The following is a 25044-nucleotide window of genomic DNA, read 5'->3' on the forward strand; positions in this document are numbered from 1 at the left end:
GCGCTGGCCTCCCGCGGAAGCATCTCCCCGCCGGTGGAGCTGACGTCCGGTGACGTGGTCGAGGCGACCGACGGCGAGCTCCCGGCGGGTGATCGTCGACTCAGTCGACGGCGACACCGTGTCGCTGATGGTGCGATGGAACGACTCTGGGGCCTGACGCCGAGGAGGAACCAGTGGCCAATCCCAGAGTCCATCTCGATCTTCCCGGCCTAGACGCCTACGCCGCCGCACGTAGGGCCTGAGTGCCCACATAGCGCCCGACCGGCGAGGCTCCGGCACCTTTTGTGTCCGGGTGGGCCTGATGATCGGTACGTGACGGCTCACGAGATCGATCCCGACGAAGTCCTCCTGGGCGTGGCCCACAAGCTCGTCCGGGCCCGAGTGCTGTACGAGGGCCTATTCGAGGAGATCGAGCAGGTCCTGACCTCGCCGACCGAGGGCCGCCCCACGGCAAAGGCTGACGGCACGTTCTCGTCCCACTACTGGCCGACGGCGGAGCCGCACCCCGCAATGAGCCTCATGTTGGGCGAGTTCGCGCACAACGCCCGGAGCGCGCTGGACAACCTCGTCACCGCGCTCGTCGTGCGCAACGGCGGCGCCCCCAGGAGCCACCACAAGTTCCCGTTGACCACCCACGCCAACGAGTGGGCGTGCTCGGTCGCCGCCCCCTGGCCAGCAGACGGGCCGCTGGCCGGTGTGACAGGCGAGGACCTCGACCTGATCCACGACGTGCAGCCACTCCACGCCGACGACCCCGCCCGCGATCCACTCGCGCTGGTGGGGCGGGTGAACAACGCCGACAAGCACCAGATGTTGCACGCCGCCATCGCCTACACCGCCCCGGACGCCGACCAGCGGGTGCTGGAGGTCCTCCCAGCGACGACGCGGGTGGAGATCGTTTGGACACCTCCTCGGAGCACGTTGCTCACCCCCGGCGACGAGGCCACCCGCTACCGGTTCCTTGGCCCCGTGCCCGACGAGTGGCTGGTCAAGCTGAACTGGCCCCTCGCCGTGGTGTTCCGCGACCACAAGGGCCGAGACCTCAACTTCTGCGAGCTGAGCCGGATGTACCAGGCAGCAGCCCTAGCCGCCCGGCCCTGGATCGACCCGGAGTATCAGACGTAGGTGATGTCCTCGGCCGGACCGTCCAGCGCCTCGGCCAGCACGGCACCGAGCCGCGGCAAGTCTCTGCGCCGACTCATCGCCACGGGAATACGTCAGTGCGGTAGGTCACGATGGGCGTGTGCCCCAGAAACCGCCGGTTCGACACCACCTGGTCAACAAGGCATACCTGCGCCGGTTCGCCAGGGACGAGCAGCTCGCCTGCGTCCGCTTGACGGGTCAGCGCCACCTGGTCTCCGTCAACGACGCCACGGTGCAGAAGCACTTCTACAGCACCGAGCTGCCCGACCTAGAGGAAGACGCCTACGAGAAGGCCCTCTCTCAGCTCGAAGGCGACTCCGAGGGCGCCTTCAAGCGGGTGGTCGACCAGGGACTCGTCCCGGCCGACGAGGACCGGGTCCTGATCTGCCAGTGGATCGCCGCGCAGTTCATCCGCACCAAGGCATCACGCCGGGCGTTCGAGGACATCGCGCGATCCATGGGCAAGCTGCAGTTCGGCGTGGAGAGCACCTCAGATGTTCGTGAACGGCTGCGGCTACCGGCCACCACACCAGACGCTGAGGTGGAGGCGAAGCGGGCCGAGATGCTGGCGACCGCCGACACCCGCACGGTGAACTCGCAGGGGCACCTGACCAACATCGCGGCGATGCTGCCCGGGCTGACCAACTTGGCCCTGGGGCGCCCCTGGGTCGTGACCCGGTTCGAGCGCAAGGCGTTGGCGACCAGTGACACCCCCGTCGCACTCATACCAGGTCCGGAGGTGCCCCTGGACGGCGTCGGCTTTGGGTCAGCCGAGCACATCTTCATGCCGCTCTCGCGGCGAGTCGCGCTCATGCTCGGTCCCCTCGGAAATCCGATCGGCATTGAGGAGGGCGCAAGAGTCGGCACCGCCCGTGCGGCACGCCTTTACAACGAGATCACCGCCAGGAACGCACGGGAGTTGCTACTGCACCACCCCGACGACGACCCACTGGCTGGGATCGCGCTTCCAGAACCCTCCGGGGCCGAGATCGACGTCAGCCACGAGCACGTCGAGGCGCTGATCGAGGCGTTCGCCAAGCAGCAAGGTCGGACCTCCGGGCTGCCCGCGCACTCGCCGGTGGACGAGTGAGCACCGCTCCTTCTTGAGCCGCCCTAGACTTTGTCGGTCGACCCCGACGCGCAGCAGCGCCATCACCGTGCGGGCGTGGAAGTCGGGTGCGGCCGTCATAGCTGCTCGGCATGATCCGCGCATTCCCGCCCGCCGGAGCCATCGCCGCCGGACTACTGCGGCGGCTGCGACCTCGATCGGCCGCTGTATCGACTGGAGGGAGCCGCCGGACACCATGTGCACCGCTGCCTCGAGTGCTTACGCTCCGCCTTCGCCGGTGAGCTGATCGATCGGCTGCACCGGGAGCGGAACGAAGCCCGCAACGAGCACGGGAGATGTGGGTGACCAGTGGGCCTCCGTGGCTACGGAGCCGGCCCGAGCTGCAGCCGCCGCCCGGCTGGCTGACAGCTCGAGCGGAGCAGCTGCGACCGATCCGTGGCAACGTCCACGAGGCGATCTTCTCGCCGCCGCTGCCAACGCAGGAGCCGCGGCGAGTCGGCCCGCCGTGACCTCGGCAGGGAGTGTTGGCCTGGGTGCCTAGATCGGGTCAGTCCGGCACAGTGGGAGCCATGACGGTCACCGGTGGAAGTGCGGGTGGGGCCCAGCGGCTGGCCGCGCACCGGGCTCGTCTGCTGGCCACCGAGGTGTTCACCTACGACACCCTGCAGCGGCTGCGCGGTGACCGGCAGGCCTCCAGCACGCGCACCTGGGTCGCGCGCACGTGCGCCGCCCGTGAGCTGTTCACCCTCACTCACGACGGGCAGACGATCGTGCCCGCGTTCCAGTTCGCCGCCGACAAGTCGCTGCGCCCGGAGCTGCGGCCGCTGCTCGAGGCGCTGGCCGTCGGCGGGGTCGACGGCTGGCAGCTGTGGACATGGCTGACCTCGCCGAGCGGCCTGCTCTCCGGTGGGGTGCCCCACGAGGTGGTGCGGACGCAGCCGAAGCGTGCCCTGCGCGCCGCGCAGCGGTTCTCCACCCCGAACGCGGCTTGACCGGTCCGCTGTGGCGGTCGGTGGCCACCGACCGAACCCGTCGTCTGGCTCCTGTCGGTGTGGGTGGGAGGCGAGGTCAGCGCTTGAGGTGGCGGTACACCGAGGGGCGGGCGCAGCCGGCGGCACGGGCCACGTCGGCCAGTGTGTGGCCGGCAGTCGCGGCTTCGCGGATCAGCGTCGACCAGCGGTCGTTCACAGCCCGGTAGCGATCCCAGGCCGCCGGGTGCCCGGCGGACCCGAGCCCGTGCTCAGCGGTTAGGTCAGCGATCCGCCGGCGGGCTGCCCGCCGGGCCGCGGCGGCCTTGCGGAGCTCGGTCAGCAACCGAGGCCGCTGGTCGGCGGCCACGCCCGCACCGTAGCCGCAGTCCATGAGGTGTCGGTCAGTCGAGCGTGCGGAGCCGTGTGCCCGGGTGCCAGCCGAGCTCGGCCCCGTCGAACAACGTTCCGTAGTACATGGTGGCCGGGCCGAGCCAGGCACCCTCCTCTGTCTGCAGTCGGCCCCACAGCCAACCCACGACCTTGTCCTCGGTTGCAAGCGCCACCGGCCGTGGTGGCGACACGTGGGACGCGTGCGGCCGGGCGAGCGCGGCCTGCAGTTGTTCGGCGAGCCGTTCATCTGCCGTCGGCGTCCACACGCTCCGAACCGTAAGTGCGGTCGCCGAGCGACACTGAAGTCGTTCCGTACGTGTGTTCGACGAAGGGGGTGTTGCCGGCTCGGCAGTACTTGCCGTGGCTGGCCCGGAGCATCGGCAACGCCTCTGGGTGAAGTTCGACGTCTGCGCTGTCTGCAGAGGCGGCCGTGACGTCGGCCTCTGACCGTAGGGGGGCGACTGGTGTCGCGCCCTGCTGGCCCCGTGAGCGGGGATTTGCGGCAGAGGATGCGTAGAAGTCGGTCGCGGCTAGTTGTGCCACAGCCCGCGGCACAACCTGTCCAGCACCCCGTTGGACGGGTGCGTTGCGGCCGGGAACTGGCGGCTATCTGACATGTACCGTCGGTGCAGCGACCGCGGCGTCGGGAACCCGTACCTCGCTTCGGGGTGCCCCTGTGGCTAGTTTGACCCGATGGTGGAGCCGGCCAGACGGTATAACGTGCCCTACCGGTACGGAGACGCCGCAGCTATTCAAGCCATGTCGTCGGTTGCGGCTCCATTGCTCGCGAGCGGCGCCCTGGTCTTCATCGGCCTCGTGGTGAAGTCCGTGCGTTATCCGGGGCTGACCCTTTTGATCATGCTGGTCGCCCTGCTTGTACTCGTGACGGCTGTTCAGTGCGGGTTTTGGGCCCGTCAGTTCGCATCCACTCCGCAGGAGATCGAGCAGTGGTGGCCCGACATGCCCACCAAGATGCGCAATGAACGGGCGCGCGCCGACCAGTGGCAGGACCGCGCGAGCCATGACATGTGGGCCAACCGCGCCCGATGGGCGTACGGAGTAGGCATCATCTTGCTGTGGTTCGGCGTCGCGGTGGCCCTCATGCCTGCTGCCGATGCCGCGCAGCCAGCGCTTCGGTGGTTGGCCGCAGCGGTTGGGATCCTGGCAGGTATGGGAGAGGCCTTATGGCTTGCTGGAGCTCACGGCCGCGGACCTCGGTGGCTACTGCGGTGGCTATCCGGCCCAGCGGTGTCTCCGCCGCCTGAACTGCCGGCCACGGACCCACCTCCGGACGCTTCATCCGCTTGACCAGGAACCCATGCTGCGGAGGACGCTCCTGGTCCTTCCCGACCGAGGCTAGGAGTTAGGGCAGCCGGGGAGGTGTTGGGAGCCACGAGTTCCGCAGTGGGGGCATCGTCCCCCTGGCCATCCTGGCGGCCCCGTGGGCTCCGGGGGCGGCGGGCCAGGGGGACGATGGTCAAGAAATGTCGTCATCTCACTTTTCCCTCCGTCGGTTTCAACTTGTCACGTTGCGGCGCCCAGCCATAGAGGTCATCTGTGCAGTCAGCTTGACGACAGGAGCGGCGCCATCTTCCGGACAACACACGACCGTCAATGGCGTCCCTTCGTTCCACACGGACCGATCATCTCCGGAGCCGTCTCCCGAGTAGCAACTTCTGGCCGTTGTGCGTCCTTCCCTGTTGGAATGCGGGTAGTCATCAGGCGTCCGGCGTCGCGAGCAGCCGCAGCTGCAGCCAGCCGCCTTCCACCGCCTCGACTCGGGCGCGTGACCAGGCGGCGCGGCTTGTGCCGGCGAACGCCTCCGCGCCGATGGACGGCACCGTGGCGGGCATCCTCGCCAGGACGACGCCGGCCTCGTCCGACTCGAAGTTCAGATCGGCAGCGATCAGCACGCCCAAGACATCGACGCGTACGCGCCGGTCCGGGTTCTCGCCGGCGATGTCTAGGACGCGGACTACCAGCGGCTCTTCCTCGTCCCCGCCGATCAGTACCGCGTCAGGGAAGACCACCGACGGGTCCGCCGCCTCGTCGAGGAACACCCACGGGCCCACCTCGTCGACCTCCTGGGGGTGTACACCGGGCAGGTCGATGTGCACGGGGGGCGGCGGGCTGTCCACGGACCAAATCCTCACTCACCGCTCTGGCCAATGGTTCGGTATGTGCCGTCGATCCCCGGTGGTCCAGTTGGCGTTCCTATCGGTGGTCAGCCGTACGGTGCGGCCGTGGACCCCACAGGACCGGGCATCAGCGAGACGGGCGCCGAGACAAGACTGACCCGTGAGCAGGTCCGCTGGCTGCTACGCGCGCACCTGGTCGCCGGTCACGTCGTCGCCGACCCTGACGGCACTCGGGCTCTGGCCCGGGAGAACCTGCGCCGGACGCGCGCGGTCGATCCGCGGGCCGCGGTGTGGCTCGACCGGCTCGACCAGTGGGCAGCGCTGCTCGACGGCCCCCTGCTCGACCTGCTTGCCGTGCTGACCTCACCCTCCCCGCGGTCGCGGGAGCTCCGGCAGAACATGCCGTTCGCCGGGGTGCTCTCCGAGGAGGAACGCCAGCGGGTGGAGCGGACGCTGCGCGCGCTCCTGGGCGACCTGCCGCCGCTACCGGAGGTCTGTCACCGCTGGCCGCTCTGCCCATGCGACTGCCCCGCGCCGGGCTGCCGGGACATCAGAGCCTGGCAGGCGAGGCTAACCAAGAGCGACAGCCCGCAGGCGCTGGACGAGGAGCTCGACGCTGAGCTGATCCGGCACAGGGCCGCCTCAGACAACGGACACCGGACCGAGCTCGACGAGGTCATCACCACACTCGGCTACGACCGGGCCCAGCGGGAGGCCGAGGACCCCTTGGCGGGAGCGGCTGTGACCGGGCACGACGACCATCTGACCCGCGATCAGGTCCGCTCGCTACTGCTCGGCTACGGGGTCGCCAGCCGCGTCGCCGCCGACCCCGCGGGTGCGCGGGCATTGGCCTGGGAGAACTTGCGCCGGATGCGGCAAAGCGTGGCACGCGGTACCACGCTGCCCTGGTTCGACGAGTGGGAACGGCTGCTCGACGGCCCGCTGCTCGAGCTGCTCGAGGCGCTGACTTCACCGTCCCCGCTGTCGCGCGAGCTCCGGCAGAACACCCCGTTCGCGGGCGTGCTCTCCGAGCACGAGCGGCAGCGAGTGCGGGAGGTGCTCCGGCACTTGGACGACGCCGGCGACGTCGCGCTGATCCGGGCGAGGGGCACGACCAACTCCGGGCAGCGCGTCGACCTCGACAAGGTCATCACCACACTCGGCTACAACCGGGCCGAACTCGAGGCCGAGCTGGATGCCGAATCCGGCACCGGTGACGCCTCCAGGTCCACAGAGACGGGCGAGCAGTTCGTCGACATCACCGGCGTCCGCGTGCTCGCTGGCTACATGCTCCAGCTGACCTGGGCCGACGGTGCGGTGACGAGGATCAAGGCCGAGCCGTACCTGCACGGCCCCGCCCTTGGGCCGCTGCGGGACCCGGCGGTGTTCGCCACGGTCACCGTCGACCCCGACGCGGGCACCGTGGTCTGGCCGAACGGTGCGGACATTTCACCCGTGGAGCTCCGCCGGGCCGGCCGGCCGGTCAGCGCGGCAACACCGGCCGAGCCGACCGCCAGCCGAGATGAGGTGCTCGCTGCCCGTGACCGACTGCGGCGGCTGGCCGCCGACCACCGGATCAGCCGGCCGCGGGTCGACGTCATCGGCACCGTCGTCGTCACGTTGCCCGCCGACGACCCCGGCTACCGGTCGCTGACCCACTTCGCCGCGGCGGCCGCCGAGGTGGTTGGCGGGTGGGTCAACGTCGTCGCCGACGACGCCCCGGCGGCAGCCACGGACACCACGCCGCTGTGAATGCGAAGGAGCACACCTGATGACCGCCGTCACCCGACTGCACCGGGCCGCCGGTCCGGTGACGCTGGCCGACGCGTCCCGCCGGTTCCCGCGCCGGGACGCGTTCGAGCCGACCACCCGGCTGGCCTACGGCCGCACCCAGTTCGCCGGTAGCGCGCGCTCGGGTACGACGGAGGCCGGCGCAGTACAGCAGCAGCTCGAAACCTTCGTCGTCACCGAGTACCACAGCGGCCGCTCGTTGCGGGAGATCGCTGAACTCGTTGACCGCTCGCAGACGGCGGTTTGTCGAGTGTTGGACAAGCACTCCGTGCCGAGACGGCCCATCGGTGCGTCGCGGCTCTCCGACGTGCCCGACTGACCTCCCACCGACCGGCCCTGCTCGGGCGCTACCGCCGTCTGCAAGAACCCACAGCGGGCGTTGTACAGAGAGAGACCCATCCCGTCCCGGTAGGCGGCCAACGCCCACAGTCGCCCACACCCGCGCCTGTACGGAGAAACTAGCTGTTCTTGCCGAGCAGCAGCTTGCGGGCCGCGTTGTTCTTCGGCGCATTGACCTCCCGCCGGTAGTCCATCAGCACGTTGACCGACTTGTGGTCGGTCACCTCCTGGACCTCGGCGATCGACAGCTTGTCGTTGCGGAGTCCCTCGGTGACGAAGCCGCTGCGGAGGGAGTGCGCGCCGTAGGTGGCCCGCTCGCCCGGCTGCGGCTTGCGCATCAGCCCGGCCGCGATTGCGAGCTTCTGGACGACGTCGTTGATGCTCTCGCCGGAGAGCCTGACTGGCTGGCCGTCCTCGTCCACCTTGAGCGTGCCGGCGCCGGTTAGCGCGACGAACACCGGCTCGTCGTTGCGCGGCTGGCGGCCGAGTGCGGCGCTCAGCTGTGCCTTCCACGCGCGCAGCGCGGTGGCCGGGCAGGCCTTGTCCGAGTCGGGCCCTGCCTCTGGCAGCCACTTGACCCGACCGCGGCCCTCCTGGTCGGTCTTGCTGCGTCGCCAGATGACGGTGCAGCCGTCCTCGCCGTAGTCGGTGACGTCGCCCCAGTTCAGCGCGGAAAGGTTGGACCGGCGCGCGGCGGTGTAGAAGCCAGCGAGCAGTAGCGCCCGGTCGCGGGCGGCCACTAGCGGAGTCATCGGGCACTCCGCGGCCAGCAGTCTGGCGAGCAGCCGGTCGGGGAGGGTGGGCAACGCGTCCCAGCCGCCGGCCGTTGCGGCGGCGCTGTGTACGGCCTGGTGTAGCGCCTGCCGGGTCATCGCGTCGCCGATGCTGCGGCTCGGCGTGCGCGCCGGCTCACCCTTCTTCGGCCGGCGCGAGGTGCGGAGCGCCGGGTGGGAGAACACCCGGTCGAGCTTGACCGACATGGTCCGCAGCTCGCGCAACGCGTGGACCAGGCACAGGTCGGGGTTGCGGTGTGCGGGCAGGACGACAACGGTCGGCTGGCCGTGCCGGTGGGCGGGGGCGAGCACGAGGGTGACCTGCTCAGGCTCCAGAGTGACGTCAGGCCAGCCGAGCCGGGCGAGCTGCCCGGCGGTGGCGCCGGTGCGGGCCCGGGTCAGCACCGCCGCTCGGTTGCGGGTGGCGGTGTATCGGGCACCGTTGGCCGCGGACAGGCAGGCATTCACCCGGTCGAGGTCGAGGGCCGCTTTGCGGTAGGCGGGCGCGACGCGCAGCCGGCGCCGGATGCCGCGGACCAACTCCTGGATCCCTGCGTTGTCGCCGGGGCGCGGGAGACCGATGAACTCGGCGGCCTTGTTGAGGGCGGCGACGCGGAGGCCGATGGTGCCGGCGCTGACCGCGGGCATCGGGCCGCCGTCGGCATCCCGCACGACCTCGCCCTCGTCGTCCCAGACGAACGCGTAGTCGAGCAGGTGGTCTGCCACTCTCTCGGCGTGGAACGGGAGCGCCGAGACGCCCTCGGCCTTGCACCAGTCCCGCCAGGCGCGCACGTGGCCGCCGTAGCTGATCAGCGTGGCGTCGGCCCATGCGCTGGCGCGTAGATCGTCGAGCATCCGAGCCCGGTTGAGCCGCCGAGCGCGTTCCTCGGCGGTGCCGTCGCCGAGGTCGGTGAACTCGGCTGTCCGGGCCGGCACCAGTTTCTTGGTCTTCTCGTCGAGGAACGCGTCGAGGACCCGGTCGACGGTCAGGTCGTCGAACGCCGGCTGTACGACGGCGTCATCGACCAGCTCAGCCTCGACGATCTCGGCGGCGTTCTCGGGCGTGACGTCGGCGGCCTCGGCGTCCTCGCGCAGTAGCAGGGCCAGAGCCCGGGTGGTCGGCGTGGCCGCGGTCGGCAGGGCGCGCGGGGGAGCGGACCGGCTCGGGCGACGGACACGGAACGACTGGGGACTGCTGGACAACGGGACCTCCAGAGGCCGGTCGGGGCGGGTGCCCCGGCGTCGGGCTGACGCTGACGGATCAGTGCCGGCAAGCCCGTGACCTGCACTCGAATCCGTCAGCGTCCAGGCGTAGTCCCGCGAAGAGGAACTATCGGGACTACGGCTGGACAGTCAGAAACCGTCCGTAGCCGGACCTGCGACGCCAGGGTTCGTATCACCCGCCTTGCCTCTCCTGTTCCTTGCGCCGCCCGGCTCTGCCACGCGCCACGTCCGGTGGTCGGATTGCTGGCGGTCGGCGACACGAGGCTCCCTGGAGCGAGCCCGGGGGGACTGATGGGCAGTCGCCACGGTCGGCGTCACATTCCGGTCACGGACCGTCGTGGACGGGCGTGCTCCGTCGATGCCTCTTGTCGACGGAACAGAGACTCCGGACGTGGGTCGGCGGCGGGTGTGTGCGGGGTGCCGGCAGGAGTTGGTGCACTCGGGAACAGGCCGACCGCGGGAGTACTGCGGGCAGCGGTGCAGGCAGGCAACGTGGGCACGACGCCGCCGCGTCGAGCAGCGACGCCAGACGGTGCTCGACCGGTCGCAGTGGTGGACTCCGCCGGAGCTCCGCAAGCGGGTGCTCGACACCTGGGACATCGGGCTGGATGCGGCGGCCTGCCACGAGAGCGCTCTGGTCGACCAGTGGCTCGGTCCGACGAGCCCGGTGGAGGAGTGGCGTGATGCCCGCACGGTGATCTGGGCCGACCTCGTCCAGCCGGGGCAGACGGTGTACTGCAACCCGCCCTATTTCCCATCATCCCTGCTCGGGCAGTTCCTCGAGCGGTGCGTCGACACGGCAGTGCGCGGGATCGGGGTCACCGGGCTGATACCGGCCTCGCCGTGCACCGGCTGGTGGATCCGGTGGGTCGCCGAAGGCGGTGCGGAGGTCGACTTTCTTCCCGGCCGGCTCGCCTACGACGGCCCGTTCAGCTCCGGCGGCGTGGCCCCCTTCGGGGCGGCATTGGTGCACTGGCCCGCACAGACGTGAGTTGAGGGCGATGACATAGGGCCCTGACGACGTCGACGAGGGGCAGTCCGACGGACCGGAACAGATGAGCTGGGCCGGCCAGACACCGATGCTTGATGGACCACGCCGACGCTCTGCGGCCCGCTGGGGTCCAACGGCGAACAGCGGCGGCTGGTGCGGTGGCGCGCGCTCGAGGTCATCTTCGTCGACAGGCCGCTGCCTCAGCCGCCGAACTGGGAGGCCAGTGGATCACCGGTGGAGCATCTGGTGGGCTGGACCTACTTCAGCGATGCCGGGCCGGTGTAGCCGGTACTCCAAACCACGGACGGGCTCACGATCGGGTCGACCCGTCACGACGCTGTCGACGTCTACGGCGACCGCGCACAGGAGGTGCTCGCAGGCCCGGCTGACGGGAGGTCGCTGGGCGTCTTCGACGGCGACTTCGGCGACCTGATCTTCGACTTCGGCACCGAGGACGACGTGGCGGCGATGGTGTCCGGTCTCGTCTGCGACTGACCGCGCCGCGCTACCCGGGCCGTGAGCGGACGACCGCAGCAGCGCGGGACCAGGGACCCCCGGCCGGACGAGGCGAATGCATCGGCTGCGTGACCTGTTGCCGGGCAACCTGCCCGTTGTCGACGGCCCCCTTTCGGCCATCATCGACTACGGCGGCCTCAACGTCGGCGACCCGGCGTGCGACCTACAGCCAGCCTGGAACCTCTTTTCCGGTGCGAGCCGCTGACTCCGGCCAACCAAGGCAGCTGCCTCCCGTCGTACGGCGCTGTTGTGGTCGACTTCAGCGACGTCCAGGCCGGGGTCTTCCCGCGTACCGCGGTCGACCAACTTCCGATGTCGGAGGGCACACCGCGCAACAAGCTCCACCTCGCACTCGACACCGTCACGTTGACCGGCGAGGTCGCGGGCTCGGCGAAGGCGCTTGCAGAGCACGCTCGACGGACTTCTTGACCGGCTACACGCACTAGGCAACGGCCACTGATGGGAGCGACCCCGGCCGACCACCGGCATCGAGGCCAGTCGCCTCACCCGTGCCTAACGGCACTCGCTGCAGGCAGCACACCTGTCGTGCACGAGCTCAGATGTCCCCGGGAGAAGGTCGCCGCCAGCGTGCCGGCCGCTCGCCCGGAAAGCAGAACAAGTACTCCAGTTCCTCGGCGGGGCCCGGATGAAGGTGGGTGCAGAAGCCCTCCAGACAACTCATGAGACATCTGGGGCCGTCTGCGGCCCGGTGCGAGGCTACCGCCGGGCCTGCGGCAGCCTCCGGCCTCGCTGCCGGCGCCGCGCTACTCGGCAAGGTCGGCGGCCTCGAGCGGCTCGACGCCCAGCCCGACGGCGATCTCGCCGAACTGCTTTAGGACTGATCCGCTTGGCTTACGGGTTGGTGTCGCAGTCGATGCTGTTGCACCGGGTGTCACTCGTGCTGCCGTCGGAGTAGGTGTTGCGGCAGCTGATGCCGGTGCAGAAGGAGTTGCTGCTCGTGCCGTCGGAGTACCGCGTGCTGCAGGCGTCGTTGCGGCAGATGGTGCTGCTGCTTGAGCCGTCGGAGTAGCGCGTGCTGCAGGAGCCGTTGTAGCAGGCCGAGCTGCTGTTGCGACCGTCGTCGTACTGGGTCTGGCAGGACCCCGCGCTGTAGCAGCTAGTCCGGCCGGACTCGTGCTCGGCGAGCGACGAGTCCTCTTCCGCCTCGTCGGCGTCGGGCCTCAACCGGTCAGGCGTGCCGCCGGCGTCCTCCTGGCCGGTCTCGTCCGGACCGCCGAGGACGTCGCCGGCCGGCAGGTCGATCGAGGCCCCACCAACGTCCCCGCCCGGCGTGGCGCTGTCTGGTGCTGCGTCCTGGCCGCAACTGGTCAGCAGCAGGCACACCAGTGCCGTCACGATGAGGACAAGGCGGCGGTTCACGGAGGTCTCCCCAGGTCAACTTGTGTGGCGACCGTAGGGGACCGGACGGCGTCTTTCGGGTGGGCCCGCCGATCGCCACCCGGTCGTGGGTTCTCGGGCGGCGGAGCAGGCCGCATGTCAATGCCGGGCGACGAGTGTCGTCCAGTGGCTCGACTGGGAGACATGGAGAGCATCGAGCCCGCGGCGCCCGAAGCCGAGACCGAGCTCGACATCTCGGGCAACCAACGAAGGGCGACGACGGTGGCAGGCAATCGACCTGCCCGCGTTCGAGAAGGCCGGCGGACGTATGCCCCGGGACGCCTTCTACCGCGTGGCGCAGTCGGTCCGGTACGACAACCGCGGCCTGGCCGGCTTCTCCACCGCGCAGGCAGCCCTCGTAGAGGTCGAGCACGGCGAGGGCCGCACCGACACCGGGTACCGGGTGCTGACCGACAAGGGCCGCCGGCGATTGGGAGTGAACCGTCACCTGCTGCCGCCCGAGTGAGACCACCGGGCGGCAGCCCAACCATGAACCCCCGTCCATCGTGACCGTGGACGGGGAGGGTTGGTGTGTACGAGGCCTGCTGCGCAGCAGCTACTCGACGTCGCGTGGGTCGAGGGCGATCTGGTGGAGGCAGTCGCGGCCAAGGACGGCGGCGGCGCGCAGCCGGCCGGTGGTGTCGTAGGCATGCCGGCCGGCCCAGTGGCGGACGGAGTGCGGGGGCGACATTCTCACCGGTGATGCCGGCGGCGTCGAGGACGCGGTTGAGGTTGCCGCCGATGGACGCCTGGGCGTACTTGTCCTCGGGGTCGTTGCGGCCGGTGTAGGCGGCGGGCACGGCGGTGCGCGCTGCAGCTTCCGCAGGACGCAGGCGGCAGCGCGCGGCCCCTGGGGGTGCGCGCGGCGGCGTCGCGGGTGCCGACGAGCTGCACATGGGTCGGTGCGGCCAGGTTGTCGAAGTCGGTGCCGCGCACGCAGGGGATCTCACCGGCGCCAGCGCCGGCCTCGGCGAGCGCCCACGTGATGGTGCCCTGGTCGCGGCTGGCCGGGTTCCAGCCGGCGACGGTGAGCCGGCCGGCGACAATCTCGATCTCGGTGAGCGGCCGGTCGGGCAGCACGTCGGTCGGCTGCGGCTTCTTGCCGGCGCAGCGGGCCTTCGCGGCGCGGGCGCGCTGCAGGTCGGTGAGCCGGAGCAGCTGCGGGGCGGGAACCTCCCCGGCGGGACCGCGGCGGCACTGTGCGGCGGCCATCCATGCCGGGCCGTCGGCGACGTCGGCCGCGCCGGCGGTGGGGATGCCGAGGTGGTCAAAGGTGAGCCAGATGACGATCAGTGTCATCCGCCGCCAGTGCTTGTGCTCACGCGTCGGCTCGCCGTCGAACTTGCCGTTGATGAACCTGTTGGCGCAGGCGGTGTCGACCTCGCGCAGGTCGGCGACCTTGTCGGCGGGCAGCCAGGTGGCGAGGCGGATCAAGGTGGTGACCCCGGCGTGCAGACCGTCCTCGCGCGCGGCGCAGGTCTGGTCCGCCGGGCACCCGACCGCGGCAGTGGCACCGCTAGCCGCGCAAGCCGGCCTGTACGCCGTCATCGTCGCTCGCAACCCGGCCATCGCCCAGCCGGCACTGCGGCTCCCGCTCCGTCGGCGGGGCCGACGGTGAGCGACCTGGGGGACGGACTGTGCGATGCCCCGCCGCACGGGGTCCGTTCTGCACTGACCTCGGCACGAGCTCGGTGCTGAGCCCCGCGGGCAACGGTGCTAGGCAGCAGACAACCACGCCGGTGACGGAGCGCTAGGTGTCCCTTCGGTTGCCACGAGTCGCAACCAGCAGAGCCAGGACCGAGAACGCGGCCTCCCGTCGTACCCGGCTCCGCGAAAGGGCGGCGACGAGGGCGAGCGTGGCGACGAGCGCCAGCACGACTGCAACTAGCCCCCCGAGCACCGCCAGTGCCGCGTTGCCACCATCCCGTGTAGCGGCCGTGATAACTGTTGCAGCGGCCACGGCGGTGGCCGCGCCGCCACTCAGTCGACCGGTACGAGGAGCGCTGGTGTCGGGACGGCTTGTCATCTCGGCTCCCACGGGTTCGCGGCGGCTGTCGCTGTCCACGGTCCTGCCCGCAGGTGCGGGCTGGGTCCGGTCCGGTTGGCCGGACACCGGACGGACACCGGACACGACCCGATCCAGCCGGTACCCTCCCGGTCGTCGGCATGGCCAGCCACTTGGGGGAGGGTGGTACGTGGCGCGCGATCCGATCGCCGAGCTCCGCCGCCAGCTACAGAACCTCTTCAGCGAGTTGAAGGTGCCGCAGGCGCGACTGGTCAAGCTCGCCGAACTGCATGCCCTGCCTCTGCGGAGGACGACCCTCAGCGACCTGCTGCACGGTTCCGGGGAGCCGCAGTGGACCACCGTCGAGGCGTTCGTTTTGGCGTGCGAACTCATGCGGTCCCGCGCGAAGGCGCCCGCGGTCGGGCCGATCCGCGAGGCGCTTCTCGCGCCGTGGCAAGCCGACTACCAGCAAGCCACTGGGCACAGCGGTCCGGCAATCCCGCGCAACGACCGAGTCCCCGCCAAGGCGGCGATCCTCAGCTGGGCATCGTGGCGGCAACTGAATCCGGTGAAGGCACTGGAGGTGCACCCGGCCATCACGGCATCCCGCGGCGAGTCGACTGGCGCACCGAGGGGGGAGATGCCGGCGCTGCCGGCGTACGTATCGCGCGCGCACGACAAGGCGTTGACACAGACCGTGGACGCCGTCGGCTTGCGCAGCCAGTTCGTGGTGCTCGTCGGCGGGTCGTCGACCGGCAAGACCCGCGCCTGCTGGGAGGCGGTCCAGCGCCTACCGGAGGAGTGGCAGCTGTGGCATCCGCTCGCTCCCACCCGCGCCCGGGCGCTCCTCAACGGCCTCCGCAGCCTCTCTGGGGTCCTGGCGCCGCGGACGGTGCTGTGGCTCAACGAGCTACAGGACTACCTCGTCCCGGAGGGAGATCCGGACCTGGGCGAGCAGGCGGCTGCGGAGTTGCGGGAACTGCTGCGGGACCGGAGCCGCGGACCGGTGCTCGCGCTAGGCACGCTGTGGCCGGAGCACTGGCAGCGTCTCACCGCCGTCGACGGTGACAACACGCCTTTGCATCCGCACGCTCGAGAGCTCTTGGTGGGCAACGAACTGCGCCTTCCCGAGACGTTCGCGGGGTACGAGGGACAGGTCGCCGAGGCGGCAGAGCGCGACCCGCGGTGGCGCGCCGCGATGGACTACGGCCGAGGCCGGCCCACGCAGTACCTGGCCGGCGGGGTGTTCCTGCTTGAGCGCTACACCAACGCCACTGCACCGGAGCAGGCGCTGCTGAACGCGGCCGGCGACGCCCGCCGCCTCGGTCACCCTCGGGTTTTACCCGAGGCGTTCCTGCTACAGGCCGCCGAGGACTACCTCGCCGAGCCCGACTGGGTGGCGCTGCCGGGCACCCGTCGCCGCGACTGGGCGAAGCACGCCCTCACCACGCTGCAACCGGGCCGATGGGGCGTCCCCGGTCCGCTCCGACCGGTCCGGGGCACCCCGGGAGCAGTCGAACTCGCCGACTTCGTGGAACAGCATTTGCGACGCACGCGGGCGCGGCTCGCCCCGCCTGCGTCGCTGTGGACCGCAGCAGTCGGTACCGGCGCGGAGGCCGAGACCTGCAACTCACTGGCGCGCAGCGCCGAGGTTCGCGGGCGATACCGGCACGCGGCCGAGCTGTACCAGGCGGCCGCCGACGCCGGCGATCTGGGCGCCTTGATTCGCTTGGCCGAGCTGCGCAAGCGGGCCGGGGATCGGGAGGAGGCCGAGCGTCTGGTGCGGGCGGCCGCCGACGCCGGCTACCCGGACGCCCTGGCCCTGGTGGCCCATGAGCGGGAGCGGGCCGGGGACCGAGCGGAGGCCATACGACTGCTGCGCGCGGCCGCCGACGCCGGCCACCCGGACACCCTGGCTCGCTTCGCCGAGCAGCGAATCTGGGCCAGGGACCGAGCGGAGGCAGAGCGACTGGCGTGGGCGGCCGCCGACGCCGGCCGTCCGCGCGCCCTGGTCGACCTGGCCGAGCTGCGAGAGCGGGCCGGGGATCCGGAGGGGGCCGAGCGACTGGCGCGGGCGGCCGCCGACGCCGGCCACCCGCGCGCCCTGGTCGGCCTGGCCGAGCTGCGGGAGCGGGCCGGGGACCGGGAGGAGGCCGAGCGACTGGTGCGCGCCGCCGCCGACGCCGGCCACCGGAGGGCCTTGGCCTCTCTTGCCTTGTGGCGAGCGCGGGCCGGGAACCGGGAGGAGGCCGAGCGGCTGGTGCGGGCGGCCGCCGAGGCCGGCGATCCGGGCGCCCTGGCCCACTTGGCCGAGCTGCGGGAGCGGGCCGGGGATCGGGAGGAGGCCCAGCGGCTGGTGCGGGCGGCCGCCGAGGCCGGCGATCCGGGCGCCCTGGCCGACCTGGCCCGCCAGCGGGAGTGGGCCGGGGACCGGGAGGAGGCCGAGCGACTGGCGCGGGCGGCCGCCGAGGCCGGCCACCCGGAGGCCCTGGTCCACCTAGCCTGGTGGCGGGAGCGGGCCGGGGACCGAGCGGAGGTCGAGCGACTGTTCCGGGCGGCCGCCGACGCCGGCCACCCGGACGCCCTGGTCAGCCTGGTCTATGAGCGGGAGCTGGACGGGCACCGAGAGAAGGCCGAACAACTGGCGCGGGCAGCCGCCGACGCCGGCCACCCGCAGGCTCTGGTCAGCCTGGCCTATGAGCGGGAGTGGGCCGGGGACCGAGCGGAGGCCCAGCGGCTGGCGCGGGCGGCCGCCGACGCCGGCGACCCGGATGGCCTGACAGCCCTGGCTGAGCTGCGCGAGCGGGCCGGCGATTTGAAAGGGGCGAATCGGCTACGCCGCGTGGGCCTCACCGCAGACGGACAGGAAGCCTGAGCTGCTGGCGTGCCGGCAGCGGCACTGCGCCTTTGGCGGCGGAGAACGCCCGCCCGGGCTCCGCCTCACGCAGCTCGATGACCGCACGCTCCTCGGACTCTTGGCCGACGTGCAAGACCCCTACGAAGCACCCTAGGAACCTCTGGCCAGCGCGCTCGTCGCCGACGCTGGGACACAGTGATCACCGACGACATCCCCTGACCGCACAAGCGCGGCCGCAGCAGCCGCGATCGATGCGTGGAACGGCCGCCCGAGGACTGCGCCGGACGCCGCCGAGGGGCATCGCCGGGCCCTGTAGTCCCGACGCTGCACGAGCTGCTGACCGCGGGGGCCGTCGCCTCCGTCCGTCTCTGGCTGCTGACCGGCATCGCTGGCCCGGAGGAGCACACGGAAGCTGTTCTCGGCCGTCACCGGTGACGTGCTGCCGTGGCCGGCGGTGCAGCGGCTCTGGGACGGGCGACTGGGCGGCGCCGGCGACCGCGCGGCACGGTGCCCGGCCGTACGGGACGACTGGTGGAGGCACGGTCGCTCGCCGGCGCCGCTGCTGCCCGAGCACAGCGGCTGCGTGCTGCACCCGAGCCGGGTGGCATGCCTGCTATCGGCCGCACGGCGCGCCCTGACCATCGCCACGCTGGACTCCGAGCGGATGCGCGAGGGACTCCAGCACGTCGAGGCGCGTGCGAGCACGACACCAGAGACGTCTGCGAGCTGCGCGACGCCGGGCGGGACACCTACACCCCTGCGACGGACGCGCTCGCGCAGCTGCTTCCCGCGGAACACCGGTTCGTCGACGTTCACGCCGGCATGCTGGCCACCGCCGGCGACCGGCTCGACCTCCCGACGGGCGCGGTACCAGTGCCGGCGCACATGCGCCGCTCTCTCATGCGCCAGCGGACAACGTCTGTGCTCTGCAACGGCCCCACCGACTGGCCCCTACTCACTCTGTTCGACAAGTACCAGAGGGCCTGACACGACCGCGGCCAGCGCACCGACCGTTCCCAGTTCCACCTTCACCCAGTGGTCACTTCTGGCCGCGGAGCGGTGACGCGCGAACCGCACGGGGTGGCGGGTCGGTCGGGGCGATGCCGCGGGTAGGAGACCGGAGCGGCTCAGATCCAACTGACACGTCCTCACCGCCTCGCTTCGACACTCGGAGGCGACGATCAACGAGGACGAGCTTGAGTGAGGAGGTGGTCACGGCCAGCTTGGTGCTCGTGCCCTCGGCGCGATTTCCCAGCCGGAAGTCCACCTTCTCGATCTCGGCTGCGCGGAACACCTCGACGAGGTGGCGGACGAACTTGGCCAAGGTGGTCTCGTCCGCGATGGGACGCTCTGCTGGCTGCATGGTCGGATTCCTTCGGCTGTCGGGTGCGAAGGAGCCCCGGAAAGCGAAGGAGCTCCTCCTTGTGGTCGCTCCGGACGGACGTCCTTCGCGAGCCGAGCGCCAGTTGTTGCTTGGCGGGCCATCGCGTGACCACAGATAGGAAGAGCTCGAGCAGGGGCGATGGTAGCGGGAGCTTCACGCGGCGGGAAGTCCCTGCTCTGCCCTCGGGAGTGCTGCGCCGGCCATTGCAGGTGTCCGAAACCACCCGGCGAGCGGGTGACTGAACGATCGCGAACACTGCGACCGTGTCCCTCCTTTCCAGGCTCGCCACGAAGATCGACAAGCTGAGCACCGAGCTGGCCGCCACGGAGGCGCTTGGGCTCATCCTGGCCAGCCCAGCGGCTGCCATGTCAGTGACCGCCGTGCTCCGCGCGGTCGCGCCGAACCTGCCGGCGCCGCTGCGGTACACGACCCAGGCCGGGGACGACGACGGTCGGCCCGACATCATCGGTCGCGACGACCACCGGGAGGTGCTCCACGTTGAGGGGAAGTTCTGGGCCGGCCTGACCGATGCCCAGGCCCGCGGCGGCTACCTCGAGCGCATGCGTCGGCAGCATGCCGAGCACGCTCCCGAGCACCCGCATGTCGGCGCGCTGGTGTTCATCGTGCCCCCGCGGCGCACCGCGACCCTGATGGATGAACTGGAGCGGCGCTACGGCCTCACCACACCCGAGTCGAACGGCGGGTGGTGGTCGGCGCAGACCGTCGACGGGATGACGGTGGCGGTGACGAGCTGGGACGAACTGCTGGGTCGGCTGGCCGGTATGGCGAAGCAGGACGTCGCCGAGGACGCCCGTCAGCTGCTGGACCTCGTGAAGCAGGTGGACCACGGCAGCTTCGTCCCCTGGTCCGCGGAGCAGCTCACCGACCAGGACGGTCCGCGACGTCTTCTGACGCTGGCATCCATGGTCGAGGCGGTCCACAGGAGGCTCCTCAGCACCGACGTCGCGACTTCGGTCTCCACACGGACAACCATCACGCAGGGCGGTCCGCTCTCATTCGGGAAGCGGATGCGACTGGGGGGCGTGGTGGTGACCCTTCGGGTGCACCTTGAGCTGTGGGCGCGGCACGGGCGGTCACCGCTGTGGCTGGCGTTCCGGGCGAGCGGGGCACCGGCCGCGCGGCGCGTCTTCGCCGAGCGGCTCGTCGAGGCCGACTACTGGATCGCGGTGGCCGTCCCGCTGCCCGAGGGGCAGGTCGGGGACGACGTCCGGGAGCACCTCGTGGCTTGGTTGACCGACGCCGGCCGGCAGCTGGAGGCGGCGCTCGAGGCGGGCGTCCCCCTCGGCGATGAGACAGCAGAGGAGGGGGACGAGGACCCCGGCGAGGACGTCGGCGAAGCCCCCGTCTGACGGGCTCTGGCTGCTTGACGCGTGCCCATGGAAGTTGTGCAGCAGGTTTGCGGCCCAACTGCATGTCGTCGCCGACGGCACCATCGCCGCGAGCGTCGCGGTGGTGCTGGTGCTGTTCAGCGCGGTGGTGGTCTACAACCGGCGGCTGTCGACCTTCGAGCGGCTACCCGACGCGTGGCGGTGCCGAGTTCACCTGTAGACAGGCCTGCACCGTCTCCAGCGCCGGGCGGGCGAAGACGGAGTCGTCGGGCACCGCGAGCTGGTAGGGCACCGCAGCCAGGCCCTCACCCTCCGCGCCCTGAGCGGCCCGAACCTCCGGCGGCTGCTGCCGGAGTCGGCCGCCACGTCGTTGGGGCATCGGGTCGTGCACCTCGAGCAAGCCGAACTCAGCCAGCTCGTGCACGGCCTCGTACGCCTCACCGGAGAGCCCGTACCGCCGGTCCCGAGTCGACCGGGGGATGCCGACGCCGGGCTGACCGGGAGCCCGCGGCAGCGTGACAGATGCGTGCCGAGCAACCAGGAGCGTGGCGAGCTCCGCCGTGGACAACACGACGCTCCACCCCCGGCGGACGAAGTCCCCGGGCAGCGTCACGACGTCTGGCCAGGAGTGGGACTTCCCCGGGACCTTGTAGGTGACGCCGCTCCCGTTGTCGGAGAGCAGTGTGAACCCCTCGTACCGGCCCTGCTCCTTGTGCCCGCCCAGCTGAATGAGGTCAGCGCGCGCCAGGTCATCCAGGTCGCGGTTGAGCCGCATCCGTCGCGCTCTGGGGGAGTTCGCCCACCGGCCGGACACGACGGACCAGGGGGCGCGTCCGCCGTTCTTGTTGACGTTGCCCCGGCGGTTGGTCCAGCCGGGCTTCACCGCTCCCGGGTCCGCCTGGGTCGCGTAGACCAGGGCGAGGTAGGTCGCCAGAGCGTGCGACTTCCGCATGGCCAGCCGTGTCAACGGTGGGCGCGTGGCCCAGTCGCGGCGCCGGCGTTCCGCGACCGAGATCTCGTCCGGGTCCTCCTGACCGTCGGGCTGCGCAGCGGGCCGAAGGTCAGCGAGGGCGATGAAGGGCGAGCGGAGCCGGAACTCGACGCCGGGGTCGTCGAGCTCCTCGTAGGCGTCGCGCGCGCGGCGCACGGTCTCCTTGGTTTCGTCGCTCTCGAGCCACCGCCGCCGGCGCGTCCGCTCTTCGGTCAGCTTCCGCACCGACTGCGCACGCCACTCCTGTTGCCGCTCGGCGTGAGCGAGGTCCTCGAGCGTCGGGACCGGGATTCTCTCGAACGGGATCTTCATCTTCGACCTTCCGGTCACGGACCCGCCGGGCACGTATGAGCGGTACCCACTAATGGGTAAAAGTGTAGTAGTTGCTATGTCCCGCCGGTACGTGTCCTTTATGCCGCTAAAGCGTGTCCGTGCATGTAGTGGACGGCCTCCCACTTCACGCGGACGCTCGCGTTATGGCCTCATCCGCTCCGCGGCACCGCGCACCGGCCCTAGCCCGCATCAGCGGCGGCAAGGGGCGGACCGTGCGGCTGCTCGGCCTGCTCCTTGCCGCGGTGGTCATCGCCGTCTTCGGCAGTGCCCTCCCGAGCATCGCGGCGATGGTCGTCGTGCTGGTCCTGGCGCCCCACGTGCTCGGGGAGATCGACTACGGCCCACTCACGCGGGCGCTGGCCCAGGTGGCGGACCTCCTGAAGCAGCAGGAGTGACCGCCGGGACCGCGGTGCGACGGGGTGTCGTTCATCGGACGGCGAGTGTCATTCCGCGGACTGGTCGCGCAGGCAGTGTCGCCCGTCGGACGGGCACATTAGTGTCGTTCGCAGGAGCCGCCGAGGCGGAACGGCGACACTCTCGCCGGATCCTGCGCCCGTGTGAAGGCCCGGTGCGAACGTCGCCCTCCAGTGAGCGGGGATTTCAGGCAGCCGGATTGTCAGCGCGCAGCTCGAGAACTGAGGGCAGCGGGTCCACGAGACGGCCGCATGGATGCCGCGATGTCCACACGCGCACCATCGGTGGTGCGCAGTCGTGGGCGGACAACGGCGCCCTTGCCGGCGGTTAGGCAGCGATGCGACGGAACCCGGAGGACCTGGCTCTCGCCGCCTCCAACGCCGGGGTGTAGGGCACCGGGCCGGCATCCCGCAGTGCTCCATCTCGTCCAGCGTGGTCTCGCCGAGGGCGCCGGTTAGGCAGACCAGAGCTCGTGTGTCGGGAGATTCCTCTCGGTTCCGTCCTCGCTGTCGTAGTCCGGAGCGCCGAGCCGCGTGATCAGCATGTCCCTCGCCACCGTTCGGTACTGCTGCGGCGCCGTCTCGGTACGTCCATCGCGTGGTGCCTCCGCTACTGGTTCGGCCCCCAAGCCACGCCACAGAGCGAGGACGGCCTTTTCGGTGGCCACGGCGTCGGTGTGGGTCAGCCCGGTCCACACGGCGACGAGCTGGTATCCGCGGCGGCACAGATTGTCGATGCGGGCCGGCTGGCTGGCGATACCCACCTTCACCGCGCCTGCGCGCGAGTGAACGACGAGGTACAGGCGGTCGAAAGCCACGACGCATTCGCCGCAGGGCCCCTGGCCCTGCTGGAGGCTGCCTGGTGATGGCGCGCACCTGTGCTCGTTCTTACAGATGAGAGGCACCGGTGTGTGGCGGTTGATGTAGGTCGCCCCGGGGGCGAGCTGCGCCCCGAGGGCCGCTACTCGCGCCAGGAACTCGGTCTCGGCGGCCGCGGGATCGTTGCGAGCGCACTTCTGGCACGGGCCCTGGCCTTGCTGCAGGTGGGCCGGACGAGGAGCGCAGTCGTGTCCCTTGGCGCAGATCAACCGCACCGGGGTCAGGGTGCCGACGTAGGAGGCGCCGGGGGCCAGCCGGGCACCGAAGGCCGTCACTCTCTCGAGGAACTCCGTCTTGGCGGCCGAGGGGTCGTTGCGGGCGCACTTCTGGCACGGGCCCTGGCCTTGCTGCAGGTGGGCCGGACGAGGAGCGCAGTCGTGTCCCTCGGCGCAGATCAACCGCACCGGGGTTCGGTTGTTCACGTAGCAGGCGCCGGGGGCCAGCCGGGCACCGAATCGCTTCACGCGCTTGAGGAAGTCGGCCTTGGCGACCTGGGAATCTCTCTGGACGCAGGTCGGGCAGGGCCCTTGGCGCTTGAGGCTGGCCGGCCGGGGGGCGCAGCGGTGGCCCCGCCGGCAGATCAGCTGAACCGGCGTCCGATTGTTGACGTATTTAGCGCCTGGGGCGAGCGTCGCCTTCACCTCGTACACCCGGGCGAGAAACCGGCCCTCGGCGGTCTTCCGGTCCCTGTCAGCGCAGACAGGGCAGGGCCCCTGGCGCTTCAGACTCGGCGGCAGCGGGGCGCAGCGGTGGCCCCGTCGGCAGATCAGCTGGACCGGGGTTCGGCTGTTGACGTAGCGGGCGCCGGGGGCGAGCTTCGCCCCCAACTCGTGCACCCGGGCGAGGAACCGGCCCTCGGCGGTCTTCGGGTCCTTACCGCCGCAGACCACGCAAGGTCCTTGGCGCTTGAGGCTGGCTGGTCGGGGGGCGCACGGATGGCCCAGCTGGCAGATCAGCTTGACCGGGGTGTCGACGTTGATGAAGCGGGCGCCGGGCGCGAGTTCTGCGCCCCACCTGTCCACTAGGGCGAGGAACGCGGCCTCCACCTTCTCGGCCTGTGCAGGTCGGGCACAGGCCCACCGAGGGCAGACGCCGCCGCCGCGCAGCACCCCCTCCGGCAGCGGCGCGCAGTTGTGTCCGTTGCGGCAGGTCAGGGGCACCGGGGTCTTGGTGTTGATGTAGGCCGACCCCGGCTCCGGTACCGCCCCGAGTTCACCGACTCGGGCCCAGAAGGCGGCGGCCGCCTGACGGGCGGAGCGCTTGCGCATGCTCCTCTACACCGCCTTCCGGCTGTCGGACCGGTTGCAGGCCAGGCACGGCCGCTGGCCCTGCTTCAGGCTGACCGGACGCGGCGCGCACTGGTGGCCCTGCTGGCAGATCAGCTGCACGGGGGTGTGGGCGTTGACGTAGCGGGCACCGGGTGCCAACTGCGCGTCGAAGGCGGCGACCCGGGCGAGGAATTTGGCCTCGGCGCTGCGCGGGCTCCTCCGGGCGCAGACCGGGCACAGCCCCTGGCCTTCCTTCAGGTCGATCGGACGCGGAGCGCAGCGGTGGCCCGCACGGCAGATCAGCTGCACCGGGGCGAGCGGGCCGGCCCACGTCGAGTTAGGGGCGGGGCGGGCTCCGAGTGCAGCGACTCGGGTCCAGAACTCCGCGGCCGTAGGGGAACTCGCCATGTCTTGTCTCCTTCTGTGGGGCGTTGGCTGGTGCCGAAGGAGAATGAGACGGCTCGCGGACAGCAGGACGATCTTTTGACGCCGCACGGGCTGACGCCGCGGAAACAGAAACCCGCGTTGACCTGCGGATTCCCAGGGAGGCTCACCCTGTTGGGTAAACATTTTCGGTGCGATCGTCGCGATCGTGAAAAACACCCGACGACATTATCCGGGGGAGGGGGAATGGTTCGGTTGCTGCACGCTCGCCGGACATAAGTCCAGCTTTGGGCAGCAAGGCCGCTGGTACACGCGACTCGTTGGGGTGGCGCCGCTGCCCTGCCCCGGCTGCGGAAGTCACGTCGCCTGTACGGACTCGTGCGGGAAATGTGGCCGAACGGAGGGGGTCCGGCGGTTTCGTCGACGCGCTGCGTCGAC

General features: G+C 70.9%; 24 protein-coding genes. 13 read left to right on the top strand and 11 right to left on the bottom strand.

Translation table 11 applies throughout. The features are described 5' to 3' along the window. Positions 1 to 312: 312 nt before the first annotated feature. The 3 genes from O2W20_RS09675 to O2W20_RS09685 all read left to right on the top strand — a co-directional run bounded on the left by O2W20_RS09675 (position 313) and on the right by O2W20_RS09685 (position 3204). On the top strand, positions 313 to 1125 hold the full coding sequence (locus O2W20_RS09675) for a hypothetical protein (protein ID WP_269172840.1): 813 nt from the start codon (positions 313 to 315) through the stop codon (positions 1123 to 1125). A 118-nt stretch (positions 1126 to 1243) separates the two neighbouring features. Continuing rightward, positions 1244 to 2233 (top strand): DUF4238 domain-containing protein, encoded by a 990-nt coding sequence (locus O2W20_RS09680; RefSeq protein WP_269172839.1) that lies wholly within the window; start codon positions 1244 to 1246, stop codon positions 2231 to 2233. Positions 2234 to 2781: 548 nt separating this feature from the next. Then, a complete protein-coding gene (locus tag O2W20_RS09685) occupies positions 2782 to 3204 on the top strand; it encodes a hypothetical protein (protein ID WP_269172838.1) in 423 nt (140 codons plus the stop codon). A 76-nt stretch (positions 3205 to 3280) separates the two neighbouring features. On the opposite strand, the gene O2W20_RS09690 is transcribed toward O2W20_RS09685, so the two are convergent. From O2W20_RS09690 to O2W20_RS09700, 3 genes are all read right to left on the bottom strand, one after another. Beyond that, positions 3281 to 3550: a hypothetical protein gene (locus tag O2W20_RS09690; protein ID WP_269172837.1), complete on the bottom strand. Its 270-nt coding sequence runs from the start codon at positions 3548 to 3550 to the stop codon at positions 3281 to 3283. Positions 3551 to 3584: 34 nt separating this feature from the next. Further along, positions 3585 to 3839: a hypothetical protein gene (locus tag O2W20_RS09695; RefSeq protein WP_269172836.1), complete on the bottom strand. Its 255-nt coding sequence runs from the start codon at positions 3837 to 3839 to the stop codon at positions 3585 to 3587. 1452 nt (positions 3840 to 5291) lie between these two features. Next, positions 5292 to 5711: a hypothetical protein gene (locus O2W20_RS09700; RefSeq protein WP_269172835.1), complete on the bottom strand. Its 420-nt coding sequence runs from the start codon at positions 5709 to 5711 to the stop codon at positions 5292 to 5294. A gap of 105 nt (positions 5712 to 5816) precedes the next feature. Between O2W20_RS09700 and O2W20_RS09705 the strand changes: the two genes are divergently transcribed. Continuing rightward, complete coding sequence (locus O2W20_RS09705; RefSeq protein WP_269172834.1) at positions 5817 to 7463, top strand: DUF2442 domain-containing protein; 1647 nt, start codon at positions 5817 to 5819, stop codon at positions 7461 to 7463. Positions 7464 to 7482: 19 nt separating this feature from the next. Further along, complete coding sequence (locus O2W20_RS09710) at positions 7483 to 7821, top strand: helix-turn-helix domain-containing protein (RefSeq protein WP_269172833.1); 339 nt, start codon at positions 7483 to 7485, stop codon at positions 7819 to 7821. 139 nt (positions 7822 to 7960) lie between these two features. On the opposite strand, the gene O2W20_RS09715 is transcribed toward O2W20_RS09710, so the two are convergent. Next, on the bottom strand, positions 7961 to 9817 hold the full coding sequence (locus O2W20_RS09715; protein WP_269172832.1) for a tyrosine-type recombinase/integrase: 1857 nt from the start codon (positions 9815 to 9817) through the stop codon (positions 7961 to 7963). 379 nt (positions 9818 to 10196) lie between these two features. On the opposite strand from O2W20_RS09715, the gene O2W20_RS09720 reads away from it, so the two are divergent. From O2W20_RS09720 to O2W20_RS09735, 4 genes are all read left to right on the top strand, one after another. After that, positions 10197 to 10829, top strand: coding sequence for a DNA N-6-adenine-methyltransferase (locus O2W20_RS09720; RefSeq protein WP_269172831.1), 633 nt, complete (start codon positions 10197 to 10199; stop codon positions 10827 to 10829). A 369-nt stretch (positions 10830 to 11198) separates the two neighbouring features. After that, positions 11199 to 11324: a hypothetical protein gene (locus tag O2W20_RS09725; RefSeq protein ID WP_269172830.1), complete on the top strand. Its 126-nt coding sequence runs from the start codon at positions 11199 to 11201 to the stop codon at positions 11322 to 11324. 76 nt (positions 11325 to 11400) lie between these two features. Further along, positions 11401 to 11550 carry a phosphotransferase gene (locus tag O2W20_RS09730; RefSeq protein ID WP_331254107.1) on the top strand — a complete coding sequence of 50 codons (150 nt, stop codon included), beginning with the start codon at positions 11401 to 11403 and terminating at the stop codon, positions 11548 to 11550. Between the two features lie 44 nt (positions 11551 to 11594). Then, entirely contained in the window at positions 11595 to 11774 is a 180-nt protein-coding gene (locus tag O2W20_RS09735; protein ID WP_269172829.1) for a hypothetical protein, read from the top strand. Between the two features lie 423 nt (positions 11775 to 12197). Here the strand turns inward: O2W20_RS09735 and O2W20_RS09740 are convergent, their stop codons facing one another. Next, positions 12198 to 12725 (bottom strand): hypothetical protein, encoded by a 528-nt coding sequence (locus O2W20_RS09740; RefSeq protein WP_269172828.1) that lies wholly within the window; start codon positions 12723 to 12725, stop codon positions 12198 to 12200. 286 nt (positions 12726 to 13011) lie between these two features. Here O2W20_RS09740 and O2W20_RS09745 point away from each other — a divergent pair, with 286 nt between their 5' ends. After that, on the top strand, positions 13012 to 13209 hold the full coding sequence (locus tag O2W20_RS09745) for a hypothetical protein (protein ID WP_269172827.1): 198 nt from the start codon (positions 13012 to 13014) through the stop codon (positions 13207 to 13209). A gap of 90 nt (positions 13210 to 13299) precedes the next feature. On the opposite strand, the gene O2W20_RS09750 is transcribed toward O2W20_RS09745, so the two are convergent. Continuing rightward, positions 13300 to 13434, bottom strand: coding sequence for a hypothetical protein (locus O2W20_RS09750; RefSeq protein ID WP_269172826.1), 135 nt, complete (start codon positions 13432 to 13434; stop codon positions 13300 to 13302). A gap of 2 nt (positions 13435 to 13436) precedes the next feature. After that, positions 13437 to 14177 carry a hypothetical protein gene (locus O2W20_RS09755; RefSeq protein ID WP_269172825.1) on the bottom strand — a complete coding sequence of 247 codons (741 nt, stop codon included), beginning with the start codon at positions 14175 to 14177 and terminating at the stop codon, positions 13437 to 13439. A 422-nt stretch (positions 14178 to 14599) separates the two neighbouring features. Between O2W20_RS09755 and O2W20_RS09760 the strand changes: the two genes are divergently transcribed. Further along, positions 14600 to 17623, top strand: a complete 3024-nt coding sequence (locus O2W20_RS09760; RefSeq protein WP_269172824.1) for a hypothetical protein — start codon at positions 14600 to 14602, stop codon at positions 17621 to 17623. 1021 nt (positions 17624 to 18644) lie between these two features. Here the strand turns inward: O2W20_RS09760 and O2W20_RS09765 are convergent. Further along, the gene (locus O2W20_RS09765) at positions 18645 to 18968 is read right to left on the bottom strand and encodes a hypothetical protein (RefSeq protein ID WP_269172823.1); all 324 of its coding nucleotides are present in this window, start codon (positions 18966 to 18968) and stop codon (positions 18645 to 18647) included. 284 nt (positions 18969 to 19252) lie between these two features. Between O2W20_RS09765 and O2W20_RS09770 the strand changes: the two genes are divergently transcribed. Beyond that, positions 19253 to 20359 (top strand): hypothetical protein, encoded by a 1107-nt coding sequence (locus O2W20_RS09770; RefSeq protein WP_269172822.1) that lies wholly within the window; start codon positions 19253 to 19255, stop codon positions 20357 to 20359. Positions 20360 to 20522: 163 nt separating this feature from the next. Here the strand turns inward: O2W20_RS09770 and O2W20_RS09775 are convergent, their stop codons facing one another. Further along, on the bottom strand, positions 20523 to 21641 hold the full coding sequence (locus O2W20_RS09775) for a hypothetical protein (RefSeq protein WP_269172821.1): 1119 nt from the start codon (positions 21639 to 21641) through the stop codon (positions 20523 to 20525). Positions 21642 to 21805: 164 nt separating this feature from the next. Here O2W20_RS09775 and O2W20_RS09780 point away from each other — a divergent pair, with 164 nt between their 5' ends. Continuing rightward, positions 21806 to 22057: a hypothetical protein gene (locus O2W20_RS09780; protein ID WP_269172820.1), complete on the top strand. Its 252-nt coding sequence runs from the start codon at positions 21806 to 21808 to the stop codon at positions 22055 to 22057. Positions 22058 to 22530: 473 nt separating this feature from the next. Here the strand turns inward: O2W20_RS09780 and O2W20_RS09785 are convergent, their stop codons facing one another. Together O2W20_RS09785 and O2W20_RS09790 are read right to left on the bottom strand one after the other, a co-directional pair. Then, complete coding sequence (locus O2W20_RS09785) at positions 22531 to 24222, bottom strand: hypothetical protein (protein ID WP_269172819.1); 1692 nt, start codon at positions 24220 to 24222, stop codon at positions 22531 to 22533. 6 nt (positions 24223 to 24228) lie between these two features. Then, positions 24229 to 24531, bottom strand: a complete 303-nt coding sequence (locus O2W20_RS09790; protein WP_269172818.1) for a hypothetical protein — start codon at positions 24529 to 24531, stop codon at positions 24229 to 24231. Positions 24532 to 25044 lie beyond the last annotated feature (513 nt).

Origin of the sequence: Modestobacter sp. VKM Ac-2982, assembly GCF_026967935.1 — a bacterium.
Lineage (GTDB): Bacteria > Actinomycetota > Actinomycetes > Mycobacteriales > Geodermatophilaceae > Modestobacter.